This window comes from Salinimicrobium oceani, assembly GCF_012037645.1.
In genome coordinates this window covers 1-936 of the sequence record NZ_JAAVJR010000051.1, presented here as the reverse complement: position 1 = coordinate 936, position 936 = coordinate 1, and the positions used below count along the sequence as shown (strand labels likewise).

Here is a 936-nt window from a genome sequence, read left to right as displayed (position 1 = left end):
CATTTTTGCCCTTTTAAACGGAGCAAAACCCAGGAGCAAAAAAGTAAGACCCGCAAAAAGGATGATACCGGCAAGGTTTGTTGCGTAAAGAAGGATTGCTCCAGAAAATACCTGCCAGTCCCACCAGCCAATTCCAATACCCGCCACCGAGAGAGGCGGTACAAGAGCAACAGCTATGGCCACCCCGGCCAGGCTTTTTGCTATACTTTCTTTAGAATGTGCGTAAGCTGCGGCTATTCCTGAAGATACCGCAATCCCCATGTCTAACAGGGTAGGAGATAATCGGGCTTCTATTTCAAAGGTCATTATTTTCAAAGGAATAATAATGGATACAGTTGCAGCAAAAGCGAGGGACACCAAAGTCCCTGCGGTAATGGTCACAAATCCTTTTTTGAGCATAGTCACATCATACCTAACCATTCCCATGGAAAATGACACAATTGGAGAAATAATAGGGGCAAGGATCATGGCACCTATAATAACCGGCGATGAATTGGCGAAAAGTCCGAAGGTAGCGATCAGGGTGGATAGGACCATCATTACCATAAAGGGAGTGGAGATCTTGGAATTTACCCGAAGCACTTTAAAAAGATCCTCAAACTGCTCGGCATTTGCCCGCGGTAATATGGGCAAACTGCGCTTGATCAATTCCTTACGGGTCTCACCTTTTGGCAGACCTTCGATCTTTAAGGTCTTTTTACTATTTGGATCATCTGTACTGTGGCTGTGAATGCTTACCTGCTTCAGGATAACTGCCTGTTTCTGTATCTCAAGGTTTATTTCTTCAGCTTCATGTTTAAAACCGTCAATGGAAAATTCCATTTTTTCTGAACTGATGGTCAGCTTGGAAGCCTTTATATGGCCTATAAAAGATGGGGTTTTTTGAATAGGTTTCTTTTGCGGCCAAAGACTTCTTATAAAAAACCAGAGCAAAAC

At 43.5% G+C, this 936-nt stretch carries 1 protein-coding gene; it reads right to left on the bottom strand.

Annotated elements, in window-relative coordinates:
• Nucleotides 1–822 (bottom strand): DUF389 domain-containing protein (locus tag HC175_RS15295; RefSeq protein WP_235942639.1); only part of this gene is annotated, 822 nt, incomplete at its 3' end.
• Nucleotides 823–936 lie beyond the last annotated feature (114 nt).